The sequence below is a fragment of the Streptomyces sp. NPDC006691 genome (assembly GCF_042869955.1).
In the GTDB taxonomy this organism is placed as follows: Bacteria; Actinomycetota; Actinomycetes; order Streptomycetales; family Streptomycetaceae; genus Streptomyces.
Window position 1 is genome coordinate 222,213 of the sequence record NZ_JBIAGW010000008.1, and the last position, 20,077, is coordinate 242,289.

General features: G+C 73.1%; 22 protein-coding genes. 13 read left to right on the plus strand and 9 right to left on the minus strand.

The features are described 5' to 3' along the window. The first annotated feature begins 20 nt into the window (after positions 1-20). Positions 21-1,931, plus strand: a complete 1,911-nt coding sequence (locus tag ACFYNP_RS20200; protein ID WP_388786866.1) for a DUF6350 family protein — start codon at positions 21-23, stop codon at positions 1,929-1,931. Positions 1,932-2,034: 103 nt separating this feature from the next. Here ACFYNP_RS20200 and ACFYNP_RS20205 read toward each other — a convergent pair whose 3' ends face one another. Continuing rightward, positions 2,035-2,826 (minus strand): hypothetical protein, encoded by a 792-nt coding sequence (locus tag ACFYNP_RS20205; protein ID WP_388786868.1) that lies wholly within the window; start codon positions 2,824-2,826, stop codon positions 2,035-2,037. A gap of 263 nt (positions 2,827-3,089) precedes the next feature. On the opposite strand from ACFYNP_RS20205, the gene purN reads away from it, so the two are divergent. Continuing rightward, positions 3,090-3,761 carry a phosphoribosylglycinamide formyltransferase gene (gene purN, locus ACFYNP_RS20210; RefSeq protein WP_388405815.1) on the plus strand — a complete coding sequence of 224 codons (672 nt, stop codon included), beginning with the start codon at positions 3,090-3,092 and terminating at the stop codon, positions 3,759-3,761. Continuing rightward, the gene (gene purH, locus ACFYNP_RS20215) at positions 3,688-5,322 is read left to right on the plus strand and encodes a bifunctional phosphoribosylaminoimidazolecarboxamide formyltransferase/IMP cyclohydrolase (protein WP_388786871.1); all 1,635 of its coding nucleotides are present in this window, start codon (positions 3,688-3,690) and stop codon (positions 5,320-5,322) included. The genes purN and purH overlap by 74 nt, the downstream gene beginning before the upstream one ends. 95 nt (positions 5,323-5,417) lie before the next feature. Here purH and ACFYNP_RS20220 read toward each other — a convergent pair whose 3' ends face one another. Next, entirely contained in the window at positions 5,418-6,014 is a 597-nt protein-coding gene (locus tag ACFYNP_RS20220; RefSeq protein ID WP_388786873.1) for a hypothetical protein, read from the minus strand. Between the two features lie 206 nt (positions 6,015-6,220). Here ACFYNP_RS20220 and ACFYNP_RS20225 point away from each other — a divergent pair, with 206 nt between their 5' ends. Both ACFYNP_RS20225 and ACFYNP_RS20230 read left to right on the plus strand, forming a co-directional pair. Further along, entirely contained in the window at positions 6,221-7,078 is an 858-nt protein-coding gene (locus ACFYNP_RS20225) for a bifunctional methylenetetrahydrofolate dehydrogenase/methenyltetrahydrofolate cyclohydrolase (RefSeq protein ID WP_388405823.1), read from the plus strand. Further along, on the plus strand, positions 6,982-7,593 hold the full coding sequence (locus tag ACFYNP_RS20230) for a DUF3017 domain-containing protein (RefSeq protein ID WP_388406968.1): 612 nt from the start codon (positions 6,982-6,984) through the stop codon (positions 7,591-7,593). The genes ACFYNP_RS20225 and ACFYNP_RS20230 overlap by 97 nt, the downstream gene beginning before the upstream one ends. A 69-nt stretch (positions 7,594-7,662) precedes the next feature. Here the strand turns inward: ACFYNP_RS20230 and ACFYNP_RS20235 are convergent, their stop codons facing one another. Beyond that, positions 7,663-8,031 carry a peptidoglycan-binding domain-containing protein gene (locus ACFYNP_RS20235; RefSeq protein ID WP_345253614.1) on the minus strand — a complete coding sequence of 123 codons (369 nt, stop codon included), beginning with the start codon at positions 8,029-8,031 and terminating at the stop codon, positions 7,663-7,665. A gap of 267 nt (positions 8,032-8,298) precedes the next feature. Between ACFYNP_RS20235 and ACFYNP_RS20240 the strand changes: the two genes are divergently transcribed. From ACFYNP_RS20240 to ACFYNP_RS20255, 4 genes are all read left to right on the plus strand, one after another. Then, positions 8,299-9,465 (plus strand): sensor histidine kinase, encoded by a 1,167-nt coding sequence (locus ACFYNP_RS20240; protein WP_388786876.1) that lies wholly within the window; start codon positions 8,299-8,301, stop codon positions 9,463-9,465. Further along, on the plus strand, positions 9,462-10,127 hold the full coding sequence (locus ACFYNP_RS20245) for a response regulator (RefSeq protein WP_388405829.1): 666 nt from the start codon (positions 9,462-9,464) through the stop codon (positions 10,125-10,127). Before ACFYNP_RS20240 ends, ACFYNP_RS20245 begins: the two co-directional genes overlap by 4 nt. Before the next feature lie 208 nt (positions 10,128-10,335). Beyond that, positions 10,336-11,340 carry a helix-turn-helix domain-containing protein gene (locus ACFYNP_RS20250; protein WP_388786879.1) on the plus strand — a complete coding sequence of 335 codons (1,005 nt, stop codon included), beginning with the start codon at positions 10,336-10,338 and terminating at the stop codon, positions 11,338-11,340. A gap of 183 nt (positions 11,341-11,523) precedes the next feature. Continuing rightward, the gene (locus tag ACFYNP_RS20255) at positions 11,524-12,513 is read left to right on the plus strand and encodes a malate dehydrogenase (protein ID WP_388786882.1); all 990 of its coding nucleotides are present in this window, start codon (positions 11,524-11,526) and stop codon (positions 12,511-12,513) included. A gap of 99 nt (positions 12,514-12,612) precedes the next feature. Here ACFYNP_RS20255 and ACFYNP_RS20260 read toward each other — a convergent pair whose 3' ends face one another. Further along, positions 12,613-12,978 (minus strand): hypothetical protein, encoded by a 366-nt coding sequence (locus ACFYNP_RS20260; RefSeq protein ID WP_388786885.1) that lies wholly within the window; start codon positions 12,976-12,978, stop codon positions 12,613-12,615. Positions 12,979-12,998: 20 nt separating this feature from the next. Between ACFYNP_RS20260 and ACFYNP_RS20265 the strand changes: the two genes are divergently transcribed. Continuing rightward, on the plus strand, positions 12,999-13,244 hold the full coding sequence (locus tag ACFYNP_RS20265) for a helix-turn-helix transcriptional regulator (RefSeq protein ID WP_388405837.1): 246 nt from the start codon (positions 12,999-13,001) through the stop codon (positions 13,242-13,244). After that, a complete protein-coding gene (locus tag ACFYNP_RS20270; RefSeq protein ID WP_388786887.1) occupies positions 13,244-13,747 on the plus strand; it encodes a hypothetical protein in 504 nt (167 codons plus the stop codon). The genes ACFYNP_RS20265 and ACFYNP_RS20270 overlap by 1 nt, the downstream gene beginning before the upstream one ends. A gap of 19 nt (positions 13,748-13,766) precedes the next feature. Here the strand turns inward: ACFYNP_RS20270 and ACFYNP_RS20275 are convergent, their stop codons facing one another. The 3 genes from ACFYNP_RS20275 to ACFYNP_RS20285 are packed head-to-tail and all read right to left on the minus strand — an operon-like array spanning position 13,767 to position 15,435. Next, positions 13,767-14,495 carry an isocitrate lyase/phosphoenolpyruvate mutase family protein gene (locus ACFYNP_RS20275; protein WP_388405841.1) on the minus strand — a complete coding sequence of 243 codons (729 nt, stop codon included), beginning with the start codon at positions 14,493-14,495 and terminating at the stop codon, positions 13,767-13,769. Then, the gene (locus ACFYNP_RS20280; RefSeq protein ID WP_388786890.1) at positions 14,483-14,941 is read right to left on the minus strand and encodes a carboxymuconolactone decarboxylase family protein; all 459 of its coding nucleotides are present in this window, start codon (positions 14,939-14,941) and stop codon (positions 14,483-14,485) included. The genes ACFYNP_RS20275 and ACFYNP_RS20280 overlap by 13 nt, the downstream gene beginning before the upstream one ends. Continuing rightward, a complete protein-coding gene (locus ACFYNP_RS20285; RefSeq protein ID WP_388405846.1) occupies positions 14,938-15,435 on the minus strand; it encodes a carboxymuconolactone decarboxylase family protein in 498 nt (165 codons plus the stop codon). Before ACFYNP_RS20285 ends, ACFYNP_RS20280 begins: the two co-directional genes overlap by 4 nt. 46 nt (positions 15,436-15,481) lie before the next feature. Between ACFYNP_RS20285 and ACFYNP_RS20290 the strand changes: the two genes are divergently transcribed. Then, entirely contained in the window at positions 15,482-16,963 is a 1,482-nt protein-coding gene (locus tag ACFYNP_RS20290) for a PLP-dependent aminotransferase family protein (protein ID WP_388786892.1), read from the plus strand. 87 nt (positions 16,964-17,050) lie between these two features. Here ACFYNP_RS20290 and ACFYNP_RS20295 read toward each other — a convergent pair whose 3' ends face one another. Beyond that, on the minus strand, positions 17,051-17,650 hold the full coding sequence (locus tag ACFYNP_RS20295) for a hypothetical protein (RefSeq protein WP_388786894.1): 600 nt from the start codon (positions 17,648-17,650) through the stop codon (positions 17,051-17,053). Between the two features lie 156 nt (positions 17,651-17,806). On the opposite strand from ACFYNP_RS20295, the gene ACFYNP_RS20300 reads away from it, so the two are divergent. Further along, positions 17,807-19,129 carry a tetratricopeptide repeat protein gene (locus ACFYNP_RS20300; RefSeq protein ID WP_388787029.1) on the plus strand — a complete coding sequence of 441 codons (1,323 nt, stop codon included), beginning with the start codon at positions 17,807-17,809 and terminating at the stop codon, positions 19,127-19,129. A 56-nt stretch (positions 19,130-19,185) separates the two neighbouring features. Here the strand turns inward: ACFYNP_RS20300 and ACFYNP_RS20305 are convergent, their stop codons facing one another. After that, a complete protein-coding gene (locus ACFYNP_RS20305) occupies positions 19,186-20,046 on the minus strand; it encodes a hypothetical protein (protein ID WP_388787032.1) in 861 nt (286 codons plus the stop codon). Positions 20,047-20,077: the final 31 nt, after the last annotated feature.

Here is a 20,077-nt window from a genome sequence, read left to right on the forward strand (position 1 = left end):
GTCGTTGGCAGCATGGCCGGGTGACCCAAGTGACCGAGCGCAGCCTGCCGTTGCTTCCCGTCAAGGCGCGCCCCTCCGTGCTGGCTACCTGTTTGCTGCGTGGCGCGATCGCGGCGGGGCTCGGGCTCGGCGCCCTGGCCGTGCTCGTGATGGTGCTGTGGATCAGCTCCCCCTACCCCGACAGCGGACCGGGCGGCGCCCTGCGCACGGCCGCCTCGCTGTGGCTGCTCGCGCACGGGGCGCAGCTGGTCAGACCCGAGACGCTGACCGGCTCCCCGGCCCCGGTCGGTCTGGTCCCGCTGCTCCTGGTGGCGCTGCCCGGCTGGCTCGCCCATCGGGCGGCCCGCGATGTGCTGATGCCCGACGAGGACGAGGGCGAGGGGTACGAGGACGAGCCCGCCGGCCCGCTGCCCTCCGGCTGGGCCGTGTTCGGGGCGGTGACCTGCGGATACCTCGTGATCGCGACGGCCACCGTGTGGTACGCGGCCGCCGGCCCGCTGCCCGCCGACCCGCTGACCGCCGCGTGGCGTCTGCCGCTCACGGTGGCGCTCGCCACCGCCGCCGGGGTCTGGACCGCCCATGGCCGCCCGCTCGGCCCCCTGCCCGAACGCGTTCCCGCGTGGGTGCGGGCCGTGCTCCTGGACGTTCGCACCAGCGCGGCCGCCCGGGCCGCCGGGGCCGCCGTCGCGGTGCTGCTCGGCGGCGGGGCGCTGCTCGCGGGCGCCGGGCTCGCCTGGCACATCGGGATCGCCGAGGACGCGTTCCTCCGGCTCGCGGAGGACTGGTCGGGACGCCTGGCGGTGCTGCTGCTCGCCCTCGCCCTGGTGCCGAACGCGGCGGTGTGGGGAGCGGCGTACGGGCTCGGGCCCGGCTTCGCCGTCGGTACGGGGGCGGCGGCCGGACCCCTGGGAGTGACCGGCACCCCGGCCCTGCCGCACTTCCCCCTCCTGGCCGCCGTGCCGACCGGAGGGCACGGGTCCTGGTGGAACTGGGCGGCGGCCGGGGTGCCGCTCGTGGCCGGTCTCGCCCTGGCCCGCTTCACCGCGAGGGCGGCCGTGGCCGAGGGATGGGGGCGCCGCGAGACCGCGCGGGCCGCGCTGCTCGGGGCGGTGCTGTGCGGCTGTGCGCTCGCGGGCCTCGCGGCGGTGGCGGGCGGCCCGCTGGGTACGGGGGCCCTCGCCGCGCTGGGTCCTGTCTGGTGGCGTACGGGGGGCGCGGCGCTGGTGTGGGCGGCCGTGGTGGGGGTGCCGGCGGCGCTGGGACTGCGGGCCTGGCGGCTGCGGGGGGCCGTGCCCCGGCGCTCGCTGCGGGCCCGGGTCTCGGGGGCGTTCTCGTGGCGGCCCCGCCGGGGGCGGGGCGTCGCCGTACCGGGGTCCGGCCGGGTCCCGGTCCCGGGGCCGGTGGGCGGGGACGGCTCGGCCGACGAGGAGGCGTACGACTTCCTGCCCGTCGGCGGGGGAGCCCTGTGGCACGAGGACGGGGCGCGGGAGGCCCGGTGGGCCGCGCTCAAGGAGGCCTCGGGCGGGCTGATGGCGGACATTCCGGCGGCGGGGGCGGAGCTCTCCCCACCCTGGCCCTTCCCGAACCCGGGCGCCGCCCCGAACCCCGCTCCGCAAACGCCGGCCGGGCCGGAAGGCGCTCGGCCGGAGGGCGCTCGGCCGGAGGACGACCCCGGACCCGTACCGGAAAGTGGCCCGCTACCCGGCCCAGGTTCGGGGCCCGCACCGGAGCCCGTACCGGAGCCCGCACCGGAGCGCGTACCGAAGCCCGTACCGAAATCCCTCCCGCGCCCCGATCCCGCCCCCGATCCCGCCCCCGAGCCCGGTTCGCACCCCGGCCCCGTACCGGAATCCGGCTCGCACGTCGACCCCGCACCGGAAGCGGAGCCACACCCCGACCCGGAGCCGGACCCGGACCCGGACCCGCTCTGACCCGGCCCCGGATCGAATCGAGGAGGATCGGGCCCCGGATCGAGGAGGATCGGACCCGCTCAAGACCGGCGGGCTCCGCATCGCTCTGCCGGGCGTGGCGGAGCTACTCCTTCACGCCGAACAGCGGGACCAGCCTGTGGGGGAGGAGGTCGTTGCAGGAGAGCTGGCCCGTCTTGGTCAGGGCGTCGTCCACGCAGGTGTAGTAGTCGCGGTACACGAGCTGCATCGTGAAGCTCGACGCCACCACGGTCAGCGCGAGGACCGCCGTCACCAGGCCGGTCACCGCCGCCGTCACCTGCGGCTTGCCCGAAGCAGAGGGTGCCGAGGGGGCCGGGGGCGCCTGCGAGGCCGCACCAGTGGGCGCGGGCGAGGCCGTGGACGAGGCCTCGGGGGGCTTCGGCTTGGCGCGCAGCGAGCTGATCGCCCAGTAGAGACCGAGGGCCCCGAGGAGCAGCGCGATCTCCGCCATGTCGAACAGGGCGAAGAAGAAGGCCCACATCCCGGAGAGCAGGGCGTACCGGGCGCGGCGCTGGGCCGGGTCCGTGGGGTCCCAGCGCAAGCCGGGCGGGGGCGGCGGGTTCTGGCCCGGGCCGCCCTCGGGGCGCTCGGGGCGGCGGCCGAAGCCGCCCGGCGCCCGGCCCGGCTGCCGGTCGCTCCACTGACTGCCCCAGGGCGAGCCCTGCTGGTCGTCGCCCTCGCCCGAGGCCGGCCGGCGCGGCTGCCAGGGCTGGTCGGGGCTGCCCTCCGCCGGCGGCGCGAAGGGATTGTCGTCGGCGCCCGCTCCGGTGCCGCTTCCTGAGCCCTCGGGCCCCGAGCTCCCCGGGTCCGTCGGACGAGGGGAGCCGGGGGTGGAGGACTGGCGGGCTGCGAACAGCTGGTGGCGTCGGTCCGGCATCTGGTGAACGTCTTCCCCTCGGACCCGTCACCGGCCGGTCGGGCCGGGGGGTCGCATCTCGCAAACAAGTAAGTGAGACAGGTCTCGTCTCGCGGCGTCCTCCCAGACGCTACCTGGCGGTCCGGCCCCCGTCCCGTGGGGGCCGTCCGGTGTGCCGGTATCGTTGCTGACGGTCGGCGCTTTCGTAGAGTTCCCCGTATCGAGGGGCACGATTCGTTCGTACGACCACACAAAGACGTACGACCGCGAGAAAGAGCCCCGCTGTGGCCTCCCCGCCCCCCTCCGCGTCCGCCTCTCCGCCCCGAGGAACAGCCCGCCCCGCCCGCCTGGTGGTGCTGGTGTCCGGGTCGGGCACGAATCTCCAGGCCCTGCTCGACGCCATCGCCGCCGATCCGGGTGGCTACGGCGCCGAGATCGTGGCCGTGGGCGCCGACCGGGATTCCATCGTCGGCCTGGAGCGCGCCGAGCGGGCCGGCATCCCGACCTTCGTCTGCCGGGTCAAGGACCACGGCTCGCGGGCGGAGTGGGACGCGGCGCTCGCCGCCGCCACCGGGGCGTACGCACCGGACCTGGTCATCTCGGCCGGGTTCATGAAGATCGTGGGCAAGGAGTTCCTCGCCCGGTTCGGCGGCCGGGTGGTCAACACCCACCCCGCGCTGCTGCCCAGTTTTCCCGGAGCCCACGGCGTACGCGACGCGCTCGCGTACGGCGCCAGGGTCACCGGGTGCACCGTCCACTTCGTCGACGACGGCGTCGACACCGGCCCGATCATCGCCCAGGGCGTGGTCGAGATCCGGGACGAGGACGATGAAGCCGCTCTGCACGAGCGGATCAAGGAAGTCGAGCGACGGCTGCTCGTCGATGTCGTGGGGCGCTTGGCCCGTAACGGCTACCGCATTGAGGGACGAAAGGTTCAGATCGGTGAACTCGGTTAGTACGGACACCGTCAAGCCCATCCGGCGGGCGCTGGTCAGCGTCTACGACAAGACGGGCCTGGAGGAGCTGGCGCAAGGGCTCCACGCGGCCGGCGTCGAGCTGGTGTCCACCGGGTCGACCGCCGCGAAGATCGCCGCCGCCGGGGTGCCCGTCACCAAGGTCGAGGAGCTCACCGGGTTCCCCGAGTGTCTCGACGGGCGGGTCAAGACGCTGCACCCCAAGGTGCACGCGGGCATCCTCGCCGACCTGCGACTGGACGCCCACCGGGCGCAGCTCGACGAGCTGGGCGTGCGCCCCTTCGAGCTGGTCGTGGTCAACCTCTACCCGTTCAAGGAGACCGTCGCCTCCGGCGCGAGCCCCGACGAGTGCGTGGAGCAGATCGACATCGGCGGCCCGTCCATGGTCCGCGCCGCCGCCAAGAACCACCCCTCGGTCGCCGTGGTCACCAGCCCGCACCGGTACGCGGCCGTGCTCGACGCCGTCAAGAACGGCGGCTTCGACCTCACCGCCCGCAAGCGGCTCGCGGCCGAGGCCTTCCAGCACACCGCCGCGTACGACGTGGCCGTGGCGTCCTGGATGACCACTGTGTACGCGCCCGAGGAGGGCGAGGCCCCGCTGCCCGAGTTCCTCGGTGCCACCTGGGAGCGCAAGTCGGCGCTGCGCTACGGCGAGAACCCGCACCAGGCCGCGGCCCTCTACACCGACGGTCAGCCGGGCGGGCTCGCCAACGCCGAGCAGCTGCACGGCAAGGAGATGTCCTTCAACAACTACGTGGACACCGAGGCCGCGCGCCGCGCGGCCTACGACCACGACGAGCCCTGCGTCGCGATCATCAAGCACGCCAACCCGTGCGGCATCGCGGTCGACGCGGACCTCGCCGCCGCGCACCGCAAGGCGCACGAGTGCGACCCGCTCTCCGCGTTCGGCGGCGTCATCGCCGTCAACCGGCCGGTGACCGTGGCGATGGCCGAGCAGGTCGCCGAGATCTTCACCGAGGTCATCGCGGCCCCGGACTACGAGGACGGCGCCGTCGAGGTGCTCGCCCGCAAGAAGAACATCCGGGTGCTCAAGGTGGCCGGCACCCCGCACCAGCCGGGCGACCTCAAGTCGATCTCGGGCGGCGCGGTGCTCCAGCACACCGACCTCTTCCAGGCCGAGGGCGACGACCCCGCGAACTGGACGCTGGCCAGCGGAGAGGCCCTGAACGAGGCCGAGTTGGCGGAACTCGCCTTCGCCTGGGTGGCCTGCCGGGCCGTCAAGTCCAACGCGATCCTGCTCGCCAAGGACCGGGCGTCGGTCGGCGTCGGCATGGGTCAGGTCAACCGGGTCGACTCCGCGAAGCTCGCGGTGGAGCGGGCCGGCGAGGAGCGGGCACGGGGCTCGTACGCCGCGTCCGACGCGTTCTTCCCGTTCCCCGACGGCTTCGAGATCCTGGCGGACGCCGGGGTCAGGGCCGTGGTCCAGCCCGGCGGTTCGGTCCGCGACGAGCTGGTGGTCGAGGCGGCGAAGAAGGCGGGCGTGACGATGTACTTCACCGGCACGCGCCACTTCTTCCACTGATTCCTCCGGCCCCGGAAAACGCGAGGGCCGCACCCCGTGCGGGATGCGGCCCTCGTGTTCAGCGGCCGGAGCCCGAAGGCCCGAAGCTCACCGGCTCAGTACTGGGGGCGCTTGAACCACTGGGCGCCGCTCTCCTTGCCGACGAACACGGCTATCAGGATGGCCAGTACCGTGTGGATCAGCCCGACGAGGACGAACGGGTAGATGCCGAGCACCGCGGTCACGATGGCGAAAACCATCGTGGTGATGCGCAGTCCGTTGCCGCCCTTGCCGAACTTCACGGCGAGCACGATGGCGAAGACGAGCCAGGCCACCGCGAAGGCCGCCATGACGTAGAGCACGCCCACCGGGTAGTCGGCGAGCTGCTGGAACTGGACGTCGTCCCGCGCCGCGGCCCGGTCCTTCGCGGCGCTCACGCCGACCGCCCCGATCACCATGATCACGGCACCGATGGCCTGGAGGCCGGCGATGACCCACAGCATCACGCGGGCCGCGGAGACGGTTCCGGGCATCGTCTGCGGTCCCGCGGGGCCGCCGTACTGCTGCTGCGGGTAGCCGTAGCCCTGCTGCGGGGCCTGCTGGCCCTGCGGGTAGCCGTAGCCGGCCTGGCCCTGCTGCTGGCCGTACGGGCCGCCCTGCGGCTGCTGCTGGGGCTGCTGCCCGTAGGGGTTGTTCGGATCGCCGAAGCTCATGACGGACTTTCCTCCGTTGGGTGTTGCGGGGACGACGCGGCCCGAGCGGAGGAATGGCTGTTATGAGCGGATCGCCCCCCGGCACTGCCCGCGGCACTGCGCGGATCATCGTTCTAAATAAGACATAAGTTTGTCCAGCCAGTTGCTGGATGTGTTGTGCAAGTGCAACTTGGGCGATCATGCGTCGCCCTGAAAGAATGGGAAACATGACCGCCCAGATTCTCGATGGCAAGGCCACCGCCGCAGCGATCAAGTCCGAACTGGCCGTCCGCGTGGCGGCCCTGAAGGAGCGGGGCATCACCCCCGGCCTGGGAACCGTGCTGGTCGGGGAGGACCCCGGCAGCCAGAAGTACGTCGCGGGCAAGCACCGCGACTGCGCTCAGGTCGGCATCGCCTCCATCCAGCGCGAGCTGCCCGCGACCGCGACGCAGGACGAGATCGAGGCGGTGGTACGGGAGTTGAACGAGGACCCCGCCTGCACCGGCTACATCGTCCAGCTGCCGCTGCCCAAGGGCATCGACGAGAACCGCATCCTGGAACTGATGGACCCGGCGAAGGACGCCGACGGTCTGCACCCGACGAACCTCGGGCGCCTGGTCCTCAACGAGCCGGGCCCGCTGCCCTGCACCCCCTACGGCATCATCCAGCTGCTCCGCAAGCACGGCGTGGAGATCAACGGGGCCGAGGTCGTCGTGGTCGGACGCGGGGTCACCATCGGGCGCTCGATGCCGCTGCTGCTCACCCGCCGCTCCGAGAACGCCACGGTCACCCAGTGCCACACCGGAACCCGGGACCTGTCGGCGCACCTGAAGCTGGCGGACATCGTCATCGCCGCGGCCGGCGTCCCGCACCTGATCAAGCCGGAGGACGTGAAGCCGGGCGCGGCCGTGCTCGACGTCGGCGTGAGCCGCGACGAGACCGGCAGGATCGTCGGCGATGTGCACCCCGGCGTCGCCGAGGTGGCCGGCTGGCTGTCGCCGAACCCGGGCGGAGTGGGTCCGATGACCCGCGCCCAACTGCTCGTCAACGTGGTGGAGGCGGCCGAGCTCGCCGCCGCGCGCTGACAGGAAAGGTCTCAGGCATGGGTGCTGGTACGAGTCACGAGCCGTCCAAGGACGCGCAGCGGTCGTCCGCCGGGGGCGGGTCCGCCGCGGACGCGCCGTCGGAGCCGGCCCGCGCGGGCGGCTCGCGGCGGTTCCCCTCCGTCACACGGGACACCGCGCGCCCGGAGGGCGGCGGCCGTGCCGCGCCGCGTGACGCCTCCGCACCCGCCCGTCAGTGGCCGCTGCTCTCGGTCCTGGTCGCGGTCGGCCTCGGGCTCCTGATAGTGGCGACCGAGCCGTTCGGGCAGGCGTTCCGGATCGGGCTGATCATCATCGGCGCCGCCCTCATGGCGGGCGCGGCCCTGCGCTGGACGCTGCCGTCCGTCGGGATGCTCGCCGTCAGGTCCCGTTTCACCGACATCACCACGTACGGAGTGCTCGGCGTCGCCATCGTGCTGCTCTCCCTCATGGCACAGCCCCGGCCCTGGCTGAACGTGCCGTTCCTGGAGGACGCGGTCCACTTCACGGTCCGCTAGCCCCCCCCGCGACGGCGGACGGCCCGCACTCTCCCCCGGGTGAGTGCGGGCCGTCGCCGTCGCGGTGGCTCAGCAGACGGAGTGCTTCAGGGCGCTCCACGTCTTCGGTCCGACGATCCCGTCGACCGGCATGTGACACATGGTCTTCACCCGGGTCTGGAACTCACGGACGGCGTGGTCGGTGTCGCTGCCGAACGAGCCGTCGACGCCGTACGGGCCGATGTTGACGTTCCAGTGCTTGAGCAGGCACTGGGCCTCCTTCACCGCGGCACCGGAGCTGCCCTTGCTGATCTCCGGCTGCGAGTCGGTGTACTTGCAGCCGTACGCGCCGACGACACTCGCGGAGGCCGGCGCCGCCGAGGCCACGGGTGCGATGGCCAGGCCGGTGCCGATGGCGGTCGCCGTGACCGCGAGAACGAGACGCTTGCGTACGTTCATGGGTGCTGGTTTCCCTCCCGTTACGGGCCGGGTCCCCCCGTTGGGTCCCCCGAGTTGGCCCGTGCTGCGCGTCCACACGGTTGTGGTTGGTCTTCCGGAACCGCGGTGCCGCTGGGCCAAGAAGCTACGGGCGCGGCCCCGCCGCGGTCGTCCCGCGCCGGGTTGAACTCCCGCCACCACCACGGCGGTAGCACCCCGGCTTCTGCAACTTCCGCAGTACCACGCGCAGTTGACGTCGCCGTCCGGCCGCGCGGCTACGCTGCCACGATGCGGATCCGCCCCCAGCTCGCCGATGTGCTCATCGCCGTGGTGCTGACCTGTGTCTCCGTGGTGCTCGGCAAGGAGTCGGCGCGGCAGGGCTGGAGCCCGCTCGACGGCTGGGGCTATGCGCTGGCCGTCCTCGCCGGGCTGCCGCTCGCGTTCCGCGTCCGGGCGCCGCTCCCGGTGCTGCTCTGGTCCCATCTGGCCTTCGTGGCGTACGTGGCCGGCGGTTACTGGCCCGTCGTGGGCACCTTCGGCCCGATGCTGGCGCTGTACACGGTCGCGTCCCTGTGCCGGCCGCGGACGGCGGTGGTGTGCGGCTTCGTCATGGCGGGGGCCTGGGTGTACGCGGGCGTGGCGAGCCCGCGCGCGGAGATGGCGTCCGTCGTGGCCGAGGCCCTGGTCTTCCCGCTGGTCCTGGTCCGCTTCGGCGTGCTGGCCCGCCGCTCCACCGAGCTCGCCCGCCAGCTGCGGCGGGAGCAGGCCGAACGGGCGCGGCGCGAGGTGACGGCCGAACGCGGCCGGATAGCAAGGGAGTTGCACGATGTGGTGGCCCACCACATGTCGGTGATCTCCGTGCAGGCCGGTCTTGCCGGGTTCGTCTTCAGCAGCGATCCCGCCACCGCCCGGGCCGCGCTCTCCACCATCTCCGGCACCAGCGCCGAGGCCCTGGAGGAGCTGCGCCGGATGCTCCGGGTGCTGCGCGAGGCCGAGGACACCGCGCCCGCCGCCCCGATGCCCGGCCTCGCGAGGGTGGCGGAGCTGGTGGAGCGGGTCCGGGGCGGCGGCGTCGACGTCACCCTGCGCACCCTCGGCGCCGCACGCCCGCTGGCCCCGGGCGTCGAGCTGTGCGCCTACCGCGTGGTCCAGGAAGCGCTCACCAACGTGCTGAAGCACGCGCCGCACAGCCGGGCCGAGGTGCGACTGCGGTACGAACCACACCAGTTGACCGTTTCCGTCGTCAATGGGCGCGACGGGCCCGGGCGCCAGGGAGGGATTCAGGACAGAGTGCGTACGGGCGGCGGACACGGCTTGATTGGCATGCGGGAGCGGGCCAAGCTCTACGGCGGGTCGATCAGCATCGGCCCGCGGAGCGAAGGCGGGTTCGCCGTGACCCTGACCCTGCCGACCTCCGCCGGGGCGCTCTCGGGGGAAGAAGACGCATCGGGATGATCAGGGTGCTCGTCGTCGACGACCAGTTCCTCATCCGGGCAGGCCTGGTCGGGCTGCTGCGGGCCGCGCCCGGGTTCGAGGTGGCGGGCGAGGCGGGCGACGGCGCCGAGGCGGTGCGCCAGGCCGCCGCGACCCGGCCCGACGTGATCCTCATGGACGTCCGGATGCCCGGCATGACCGGCATCGAGGCAACGCGGCGGATCCTGGCCGAGGCCCCGGATCCGGCGCCCCGCATCCTGATCCTGACCACCTTCGACCTCGACGAGTACGTGTACGACGCGCTGCGCGCCGGGGCCGCCGGCTTCCTCCTGAAGGACTCCGGACCGGAGCGGCTGCTCGCGGCGATCGCCGCGGTCGGCGGCGGCGACGGGCTCTTCGCGCCGAGCGTCACCCGGCGTCTGGTCGAGGCGTTCGCCCGACGGCCCGAGGCGGGGCGGGCCGTCGAGCTCGGCGCACTCACCGCCCGGGAGACCGAGGTGCTCCGGCTCACCGCCCGCGGCCTGTCGAACCTGGAGATCGCCGATCAGCTGTTCATCAGCGAGGCCACCGTCAAGACCCACCTCAACCGGGCCATGAGCAAACTGGACCTGGGCAGCCGGGCCCAGGCGGTGGTGGTGGCGTACGAGAGCGGTCTGGTCACCCCGGGCGGCCCCCGAACCTGACCCCCGCCCAGGAACCCGACGTTCGCCCCCGGCCCCGGCCCCCCGTCCCGGAACCCGACGCTCGCCCCCGGAGCTGGCCCCGCCCCCGAACCTGGCCCGCCCGCCGCCACCCCCTGACCACTGTGTTCGTCCCGGTGCGCACCACCTCGGGACCTGACATCCTGGGGCCCGTGCATCCCCGGGGTGGCGACGGACGGAGGGGGGAGCGATGCCTCGCTGGAAGGCGCTGCCGGACGAACTCGACCCGCAGGTAAGGGAGTTCGCGAGCCAGCTGCGCAGGCTGGTGGACCGCAGCGGGCTCAGCGTCGCCGCGGTCGCCGAGCGCACCGGATACAGCAGGACCTCGTGGGAGCGCTATCTCGGCGGCCGCCTCCTGGCCCCCAAGGCCGCCGTCCTCGCGCTCGCCGAGGTGACCGGCACGAGCCCCGTCCATCTGACCACGATGTGGGAGCTGGCCGAGCGGGCCTGGAGCCGCTCCGAGCAGCGCCACGAGCGCACGATGGAGGCCGCGCGGGCCGACCGGGCGCGGTCCGCGCCCGGCGCGTTCGGGCCCGCGCCTCCCGAGGGCTCGCGCGCCCTCCCGGTGGACGCGGGGCCCACCGGCCGGCGCCCGCCCCGGGTCCCCGAGCCGCCGGGCGGACGGCACCGGCGCCGGATCGTCATGTTCCTGGCCGGGGTGATCGGCGCGCTCCTCGTCATCACGTCCGCCGTGCTCCTGACCGACCTCGGCCGGAGCGACGACAAGCCGCGGGCGAAGCCGAGCCCCAGCCGCTCCGCCTCCGCCTCCGCGCCCGCACTGCCCGCCGGGGTGAAGTGCGTGGCCGCGTCCTGCACCGGTCAGGACCCCGAACTGATGGGCTGCACCGACAAGTTGGTGCAGACCGTGGGCAGCGCCAAGGTCGGCGCCTCGGTCGTCGAGGTCCGCTACAGCAGGACCTGCGGGGCCGCCTGGGCGCGGCTCAAGCAGGTCGCTCCCGGCGACCGGGTGGAGATCGGCGCGCCCGGCGCGGCCGGCTACCGGGTGGTGGCCGACGCCTACCGGGACACGTACACCAAGATGCTCGCCGTCCAGGGCCCGGCGGGTGTGCGCGCGTGCGCCACGCTGACGAGCGGCAGGAGTGGCTGCGCCGAGGGCCGGGCCGCCGCGGGACCGTCGGGAGCGGCCACCGGCGGTCGCCCGGGTGGATCGGGAACGACCACTACCGGTCAATGATCGATCAGCGTGAGGCGTCCCACAGGGCTCCGGGGGTGTGGGACGCGCTGGGTCGGATAGCCTGACCGCTGGACATCTCTTCACGTCAAGATTCAGACGGTCGCACGTCAGGTTCCCGGCGTACGGGGTGCCCGGAGCCGAGGGGCAAACCCCCACCACCCGCTGTTTCCAACGGAGATCGCCATGACCCGCACTCCCGTGAATGTCACCGTCACCGGCGCGGCCGGCCAGATCGGCTACGCGCTGCTCTTCCGCATCGCCTCCGGTCACCTGCTCGGCCCGGACGTGCCGGTCAACCTGCGCCTCCTGGAGATCACCCCGGCCCTGAAGGCCGCCGAGGGCACCGCCATGGAGCTCGACGACTGCGCCTTCCCGCTGCTTCGCGGCATCGAGATCACCGACGACGCCAACGTCGCCTTCGACGGCGCCAACGTGGCCCTGCTCGTCGGCGCCCGCCCGCGCACCAAGGGCATGGAGCGCGGCGACCTGCTCTCCGCCAACGGCGGCATCTTCAAGCCGCAGGGCAAGGCCATCAACGACAACGCCGCGGACGACATCAAGGTCCTCGTCGTCGGCAACCCGGCCAACACCAACGCGCTCATCGCGCAGGCCTCGGCCCCGGACGTACCGGCCGAGCGCTTCACCGCGATGACCCGTCTGGACCACAACCGGGCGATCTCGCAGCTGGCGAAGAAGACCGGCGCCACGGTCTCCGACATCAAGCGCCTCACCATCTGGGGCAACCACTCGGCGACGCAGTACCCGGACATCTTCCACGCGGAGATCGCCGGCAAGAACGCCGCCGAGGTCGTCAACGACGAGCAGTGGCTGGCCGACGCGTTCATCCCGACCGTCGCCAAGCGCGGCGCCGCGATCATCGAGGCCCGTGGCGCGTCCTCGGCCGCCTCGGCCGCCAACGCCGCCATCGACCACGTGCACACCTGGGTCAACGGCACCGCCGAGGGCGACTGGACCTCGATGGGCATCCCGTCGGACGGCTCCTACGGCGTCCCCGAGGGCCTCATCTCGTCCTTCCCGGTCACCGTCAAGGACGGCAAGTACTCGATCGTCCAGGACCTGGACATCAACGAGTTCTCCCGCAAGCGCATCGACGCCTCCGTCAAGGAGCTCACCGAGGAGCGCGACGCGGTGCGCGAGCTCGGCCTCATCTGAGCCCGGCGGAACGCCCGTTGAGGCATCCGCATCCGTGACGAAGCCCCGGCAGCCACTGCCGGGGCTTCGCCCGTTTCCCGCTGCTGACCCGCTGCCGTCCTACTCCCGCACGGCGTCCCGCGTCAGCTGTACGGCGGCGAGCAGGCTGAGCTCCGGCTGGGCGTCGCGCAGCGCCTTGACCGCGCGCACCGACTCGTCGTCCGGGCCCGAGTAGCCCACCGAGGCCCGCTGCTCGCGCACCCACCGCCCGCGCAGCTCGCGCTCCGGCATGGCCGCCGCCTCCTCGGCCATCGCCAGGGCCGCCTCAAGGCCCGGCCGTTCCGCCTCCCCGGCGCCGGCGAGCGCCGAACGCAGCGCCGCCGTGATGTCGTCCGCGTCGCGCAGCACCAGTACCGAAAGTTCCTTGCGGCCAAACATGGTGAACTCCCCGCTCGTTGTGAACCTGTTCATTGTGTACCTGCTCATCAATGTAGTACTTCTTATACATGAGCGAGCAGGTGCACAACAGGTTGGCGATGGTGCGTGCCGAGCGGAAGGTGTCGCGGCAGAGCCTGGCCGAGGCGGTGGGGGTCCACTACCAGACCATCGGCTACATCGAGCGCGGGCAGTACAACCCGAGCCTCGACCTGGCGTTGAAGATCGCGCGGCACTTCGGCCTGCCGGTGGAGGCGCTGTTCGCGCTCGAACCGTTCCGGCCGCTCACCGACGAGGCCTACGGGAGGAACCAGTGATGGACGGCCGGCTGACGCGTTACGACCGCCGCATGCAGGAGATCATGAACCGGCGCGAGGCGGCGCCGCTGTACGCGACCGGGGCCCGCAGGCGGGTGCTCGTGGTCGCGCACATGGCGCTGACCGCCGCGTCCTTGACCGCCGGACTCGCCTCGACCGTCGGCGGCTCGATGGCGGCGATGTGGGTGATGGTCGCCCTGCTGCCGCCGTGGTGCTTCGCCACCGGCGCCATCAACGCCTCGACGCGCGGCCTGCTCGAACTGCGCCGCCGGGCACTCGACGAGCGCCAGCGGGCCGAGCGCAGCGAGGTCCTGGCGCGGGCCCACCGGATCACCACCGGGCTGCTCTTCGTGGTCGCCGCCGCGGTCGTCGGGTACGCGCTGTCGGGCGGCTCCGCCGGGCAGCCGGCCCTCCTGGCCCTGGTCGTCGGGCTCGTCGCGCACTGGCTGATGCCGATGTGGGTGGCGGGTCTGCGCGTCCAGGACGAGCCCGAGGAGAACTGACCGGGCGGAGCCTGAGCGGCTACAGCTCGCGCACCTGGCGGGCGATGTCCCGCAGCGCGTGCGTCGCCCGGATCTGGAGGCCCGGACCGAAGGTGATGCGGCCGGCGCCCAGCTCGCCCAAGCGGCGCGGCCCCGGCGCGTCCGGAAGCACCACCATGTTGACCGGTACGGGCACGGCCGCGGCGATCCCCGGGAGGTGCTCGGGCGCGGCGGCGAACGGGTACACCCCGTCCGCGCCGGCCGCCACGTACGCCCGGGCCCGCGCGATGGTCGCGTCCCGCTCGGGCAGCCCGCGCAGATAGGTGTCGACCCGGGCGTTGATGAACAGCGCGTCACCCGCCTCCGCGCGCACCTCGGCCAGCCAGTCCGCGTGCCGGGCCGGGTCGTTGAGGACTCCGCCGGTGGAGTCCTCCAGGTTGCAGCCGACCGCGCCGGTCTCCAGGAGCCGGGCCACCAGCTCCTTGGGAGCGAGGCCGTAGCCGCCCTCGACGTCCGCCGAGACGGGGATCGAGACCGACCGTACGATCCGGGCCACCGCGGCGAACATCTCGTCCGCCGGCGTCGAGCCGTCCTCGTATCCGAGGGACGCCGAGACCCCCGCACTCGGCGTCGCCAGGGCCGGGAAGCCGGCCTCCTCGAAGACCCGGGCGCTGGCCGCGTCCCAGGGCCCCGGCAGGATCAGCGGGTCACCGGCGGCGCGGCCCTGGTGCAGGGCGCGAAAGGTGGCGGCGGGGCTCAGCTGTGCCATTCCGTCTCTCCGGGTGCCGTGCGGCGGGTCACCATCAGCCGGTTCCAGCTGTTGATGACCGCGATCGCCGCGATGAGATGGGCGAGTTGGGCTTCGGTGAAGTGCTCGGCGGCGCGCTCGTACACCTCGTCGGGCACGAAGCCCTCGGTCAGGACGGTGACCGCCTCGGTGAGGGCGAGGGCCGCGCGCTCGCGCCCGGTGAACGTGTCGCCGGACTCCTCCCACGCGGCGACGAGGTCGAGCCGTTCCTGGGACTCGCCGCCCTTGCGGGCGGCGGTCAGATGCATGTCCAGGCAGAACGCGCAGTGGTTGAGCTGGGAAGCGCGGACCGTCACCAGCTCGGCGAGGGCCGGGTCGCCCAGTCCCCGCTTGGCGGCCGCGCTGAGCCCGGCAAGGCTCAGGTAGACCTGCTCGGGGACCTGGAACTCCCTCGCCCCGGTGCTCACTTGTACATCCCGGGGGTGTAGTGGCCGGGCACGCCACGGGTGGTCACGCCGAAGCGGTTCCAGGCGTTGATGACGGTGATGGCCGCGACGAGGTGGGCCAGCTCGGCCTCCTCGAACTGCTCGGCGGCCTTCGCGTAGACCTCGTCCGGTACGAACCCGTCGGTCAGGACGGTGATCGCCTCGGTCAGCTCCAGGGCGGCCAGCTCCTTCTCGGTGTAGAAGTGCTTGGACTCCTCCCACGCGTTGAGCTGGATGATCCGCTCGACCGTCTCGCCCGCCGCGAGCGCGTCCTTGGTGTGCATGTCCAGGCACAGCGCGCAGTGGTTGAGCTGCGAGGCGCGGATCTTGACCAGCTCGGCGATCGTCGGGTCCAGGCCCTGCTCGGCGGCCGCGCTCAGCTTGATCATGGCCTTGTAGACCTCGGGTGCGGCCTTGGCCCACTGGAGGCGGGGGGTGTGCTCGGGCGCGTGGTTCTTGCTCTCGTTCGTGGTCATGGAACGAAGGTACGTCTCGTGTGGCACACGGGTATGGTCCATTTCCATGGTGAAATCCTGGGCCACTTCTCCGGAAACACTCGGTGTCGATCTGCACATCGAGCTGGGCGGCGCGGGCCTGCGCTCGGGCCTCATGGACGCCCTGCGCGAGGCCGTGCGCGGCGGGCGGCTCACGCCCGGCACCCGGCTGCCGTCCTCGCGCACGCTCGCCGCCGACCTGGGGATCGCCCGCAACACGGTCGCCGACGCCTACGCCGAACTGGTCGCCGAGGGCTGGCTCACCGCGCGCCAGGGCTCCGGGACCCGGGTGGCCCAGCGCGCCGCGGCCCGCCAGGGCCGCGGCCACACCCACCGCCCGCCGGCCCGCCGCAAGCCCACCTACAGCCTGATGGCGGGCTCGCCCGACCTCGCCTCCTTCCCGCGTGCCGAGTGGCTCAAGGCCGCCCGCCGGGCGCTCACCGAGGCCCCGCACGAGGCGTTCGGGTTCGGCGATCCGCGCGGCCGGGTCGAGCTGCGCACGGTCCTCGCGGACTATCTGGCCCGCTCCCGCGGGGTGTACGCCTCGCCGGAGCGCATCGTCGTCTGCTCCGGGTTCGTGCACGGCCTGGCGCTGATGGGCAAGGTGCTGCGGGCACGCCGGGTGCGGGAGGTGGCGGTCGAGACGTACGGGCTCGACTTCCACTGGAAGCTGCTCACCGACGCGGGGCTGCGCACCCCGGCCCTGCCCCTGGACGAACTCGGCACGCGCACGGGGGAGTTGGGGGACCACCGTGGTGTGGGCGCGCTGCTCATGACGCCCGGGCACCAGTTCCCGATCGGGCTTCCGCTGCTGCCCGACCGGCGCGCGGCCGCCATCGACTGGGCGCGGGCCACCGGCGGTCTGATCCTGGAGGACGACTACGACGGCGAGTTCCGCTACGACCGCCAGCCGACGGCCCCCGCACCCCTGCGCCCCCAGGGGAAGCCGATCCGGTACTGGAAGGGCCAGGTGGGCGCCCTCCAGGGCCTGGATCCCGACCGGGTGGTCTACATGGGCACCGCGAGCAAGTCGCTGGCGCCGGCGCTGCGGCTGGGCTGGATGGTGCTGCCGGAATCGCTCGTCACGGAGGTGGCGGAAGCGAAGGGCCTGGGGGACTCGTGCGGAGCCCTCGATCAGCTGACGCTGGCGGAGTTCATCCGGTCCGGCGCCTATGACCGCCATGTGCGCGGCATGCGGCTGCGCTACCGCCGCCGCCGCGACGAACTGGTGGCGGCCCTCGCCGAACACGCCCCGCACATCGGGGTGACCGGCCTCGCCGCGGGCCTCCACGTCGTCCTCAGCCTGCCTCCGGGCCTCGACGAGCGCAGCGTGGTCCAGGCGGCCAACTGGCGAGGCCTGGCCATCCAGGGGCTCGGGGCGTTCCGCCATCCCGACGCGACGTCCCCGAAGTGGGGCGGCCTGGTGGTGGGTTACGGCACGCCGTCCGACTCCGCTTGGGCGGGGACGCTGGAGGTTCTGCTGGATGTTCTGGCGGCGGTGGCGGGGTGAGGGTCCCGCGTGGCGTCGCGGCTGCGTCGCCGGGACGGCCGGTACGTGGACCGACGCCCCGGGCCCATCGGCCGGCCGGGCGGGCCCTCATCGGCCGCCCGGCGTCCGGGCGAGGAAGTTCCTGCGCGCCGGGCGCCGGTCCAGAGGATGCCCCACCAAGGCGTGCAGCGTGCCGAGTTCCAGGCCGCTGTTCAGCAGCTCCGTGCTCCGCGTCGCAGCCGCCTCGTACAGGATTCTGACGACCATCGCGCAGGCGGGACACGTCATGGGGTCGATGTCGCCGGGACGGCGCTCGCCGAAGTCCGTGAACTGCAGCTCGGCGATGTCCAGCGCCATGACCCGGGCGCTGTGCCGCCCGTGCCCGAGCCGGTGCGCCCGGATGACCCCGCCGGCCCGGCGCACGCCGTCGGCGTCGCCCGTCCCGTGGGCCCGCCCCCGAGCGGAGCTCGCCTCCCGGCAGACGGGGCACCCGGGTTCGGGGAGGACCTCACGCGTCATGGCGTCCAGCCGTGTCTGGAGTCCGGCCAGCGCTGCTCCCAGGGAGTCCGGGGTAGCCGGGGTGTACGGCCCGCGCGGCACCCGGTCGGGGGCGAGCCCCCGGAAGCCGCCCGCGGTTGCGGGCGCGGCCGTTCCCGCCCGGTGGGCCGTCGGCGAATATGGCTGCTGGGCAGCCCGGTTCACGTCCACTGCGTCGCTCCCGCGATCGGCGATCTCTCCTGTCACTACGCAACCGCACGATCACGCACGGCGGTACCGTGTAGGCGGTCTGGCATGTTTAAAGCGTTTAAAGTGCCCTGAAGCAGCGGGAGTTGGGCAACCTTGGCGAACGAAGCGAACGGCCATATGCAGCGACTCCTCGCGGAGAGCGGCTGGACGTTGAGCCAGTGCGCGCGAGCCGTGAATCTGATCGGTGCGGAGAATGGCACGCCTCTGCGGTACAGCGCCTCTGCCGTGCATCACTGGTTGGGTGGGACAACACCCCGAGTGGAAGTGCGGCGTTTCGTCATCGAAGCGTTCTCCCGGCGTCTCGGGCGCCCCGTCACGCACGCCGAAGCCGGCTTCCGAGTGCTCCCCGATCAGTTGCCCCGGCAGCCCGATACCGTGGAAGGGCTGGTCGACCTGGGGAGGGACGACATGGATCCGTCACGCCGGAGTGTGCTCGGTGCCGGACTCTTCTCCGTGGCGCTCTCCATCCCCGGCTGGCCGGACGTCGTCAGCCGCGCCAATGCCGTACAGACGGGGAGGACCGCGCGCATCGGCATGAGTGATGTCGACATGGTCGTCGCCATGACCGAGCGGGTGTCGGATCTGGACGACGAGTTCGGCGGCCGGTACGCACGCCCGATGGCCGCGGCGTTCCTGGTCAACACGGTCGCGCCCGCCCTACGCGCCAATGGCTCCGATGCCGTCAGGAACGCCGTGCGGTCGGCGGCCTCGGACCTCTGCTATCTCACCGGGTACATGGCCGTGGACGAGGGATTTCACGGGCTGGCCCAGGGCTACTACCTCAAGGCCCTTGAGCTGGCCGGTGCCGCGAACGACCACCTCACCTACTGCACCACCCTGCGGGGCATGAGCGTCCAAGCTGTTGATCTGGGGCACGGACGAACGGCCATGCACCTTGCCGACTCGGCGGCAGCCGCGTCCCCGGCGGCCGGACCGAGGATGCGTGCCTTTCTCGCGGGTCAGCAAGCCCATGCCGCCGCGCAGACCGGAGACCGCACCAACGCGCTCCGGTACATCCGTGAGGCGGAAGCTGCCATGGACCGGGCCGAATCCCGGGGGAAGGCGTTCGGGTCGTACGACCCCGCTTCGCTCCACTACCACGTCAGCCAGGTCCGCTACGAACTCGGGGACGTGACCGGCGCGGTGGAGGAGATGCAGCGGTCGGACCGGACTCGCCACAGCGTGTACCGGCGCTCCCGTGTCCATCGACGTGGGCTGCTCGCGGAACGGCAACTACAGATCGGCCACCTCGAAGCGGCCTGCCAGACGTGGAACCTGGCTCTCGACGACTATCCCTTGGTGCAATCGGGCCGCGCCGACGACCGCATGTCGCGGATGATCGGGCTGCTGCGGCCCCACACCAAGAACGCCCCTGCTCGTGAGCTGTTAGAGCGCGCCCGTGCCGTGGTGCCGGCCGGACTCCACGCATACGGCTCCTAGCCCCGCTGCCGATACCCCCCCGCCCGCCAAGCCGCACCCCGCACCGGGCCCGCGCCTCAGCCGTGCCGACCCGCACCCGGCAGGGGAGCCGGCTCCGCCTCCGGGGCCTCGCCGAAGCGGGCCAGGGCCAGCGCGCCGGCCACCGCTACCGCGAAGCCGGTGACCGTCAGCCAGCCGAGGCCGTCCCGCGTGCGGTCGCCGAGCCAGGCCACGCCGACCAGCGCGGGGCCGATGGTCTCGCCGATGACCATGCCGGCCGTCGCCGTGGTGACCGAGCCGCGCGACAGGGCGGAGGTCAGCAGCAGGAACGCCGCGCCGCCGCCGAGCAGCAGCGCGTACAGCGCGGGGTTCGTCAGGTCGAAGGGGTCGTCGATGAGCCGGACCGCCACCTCCACCACACCGAAGCCGCAGCCCGCGCCGAGGCCGAGGACCAGGGCCCGCGACCGGTCCGGCAGCCGCCCGCCGACCACGCCCGCGGCGAGCACCGCCGCCGACACCCCGAGCAGCCACCAGGGCAGCGAGGACGGACCCGGGTCGCTGCCCTCCGCGCCCGACGACAGGCCGAGCATGGCCAGGCCCGCGCACACCACGCCGACCGCCGTCCACTCCGTACCGGAGAGCCGGACCTTCAGGAGGCGGGACGCGACCACCGCCGTCACCGCGAGCGAGGCGGCGAGCGCCGCGCCGACCGCGTAGATCGGCACCGAGCGCAGGGCCGCGATCTGGAAGACGAAGCCGAGGCCGTCGAGCGCGAGACCCACGACATAGCGCCACTGGCGTACGGCCCGAAGCAGCAGCGCCGCGTCGACACCGGACCCGGCACCGGCCCCCGAACCGGGCTCGGCGGCACGCGTCGCGGCGGCCTGGAGGACGGTGGCCGTGCCGAAGCAGACGGCGGAAGCGAGCGCGCAGATCATCCCGAGGAACACACAGGGACTGTAGTCCCAG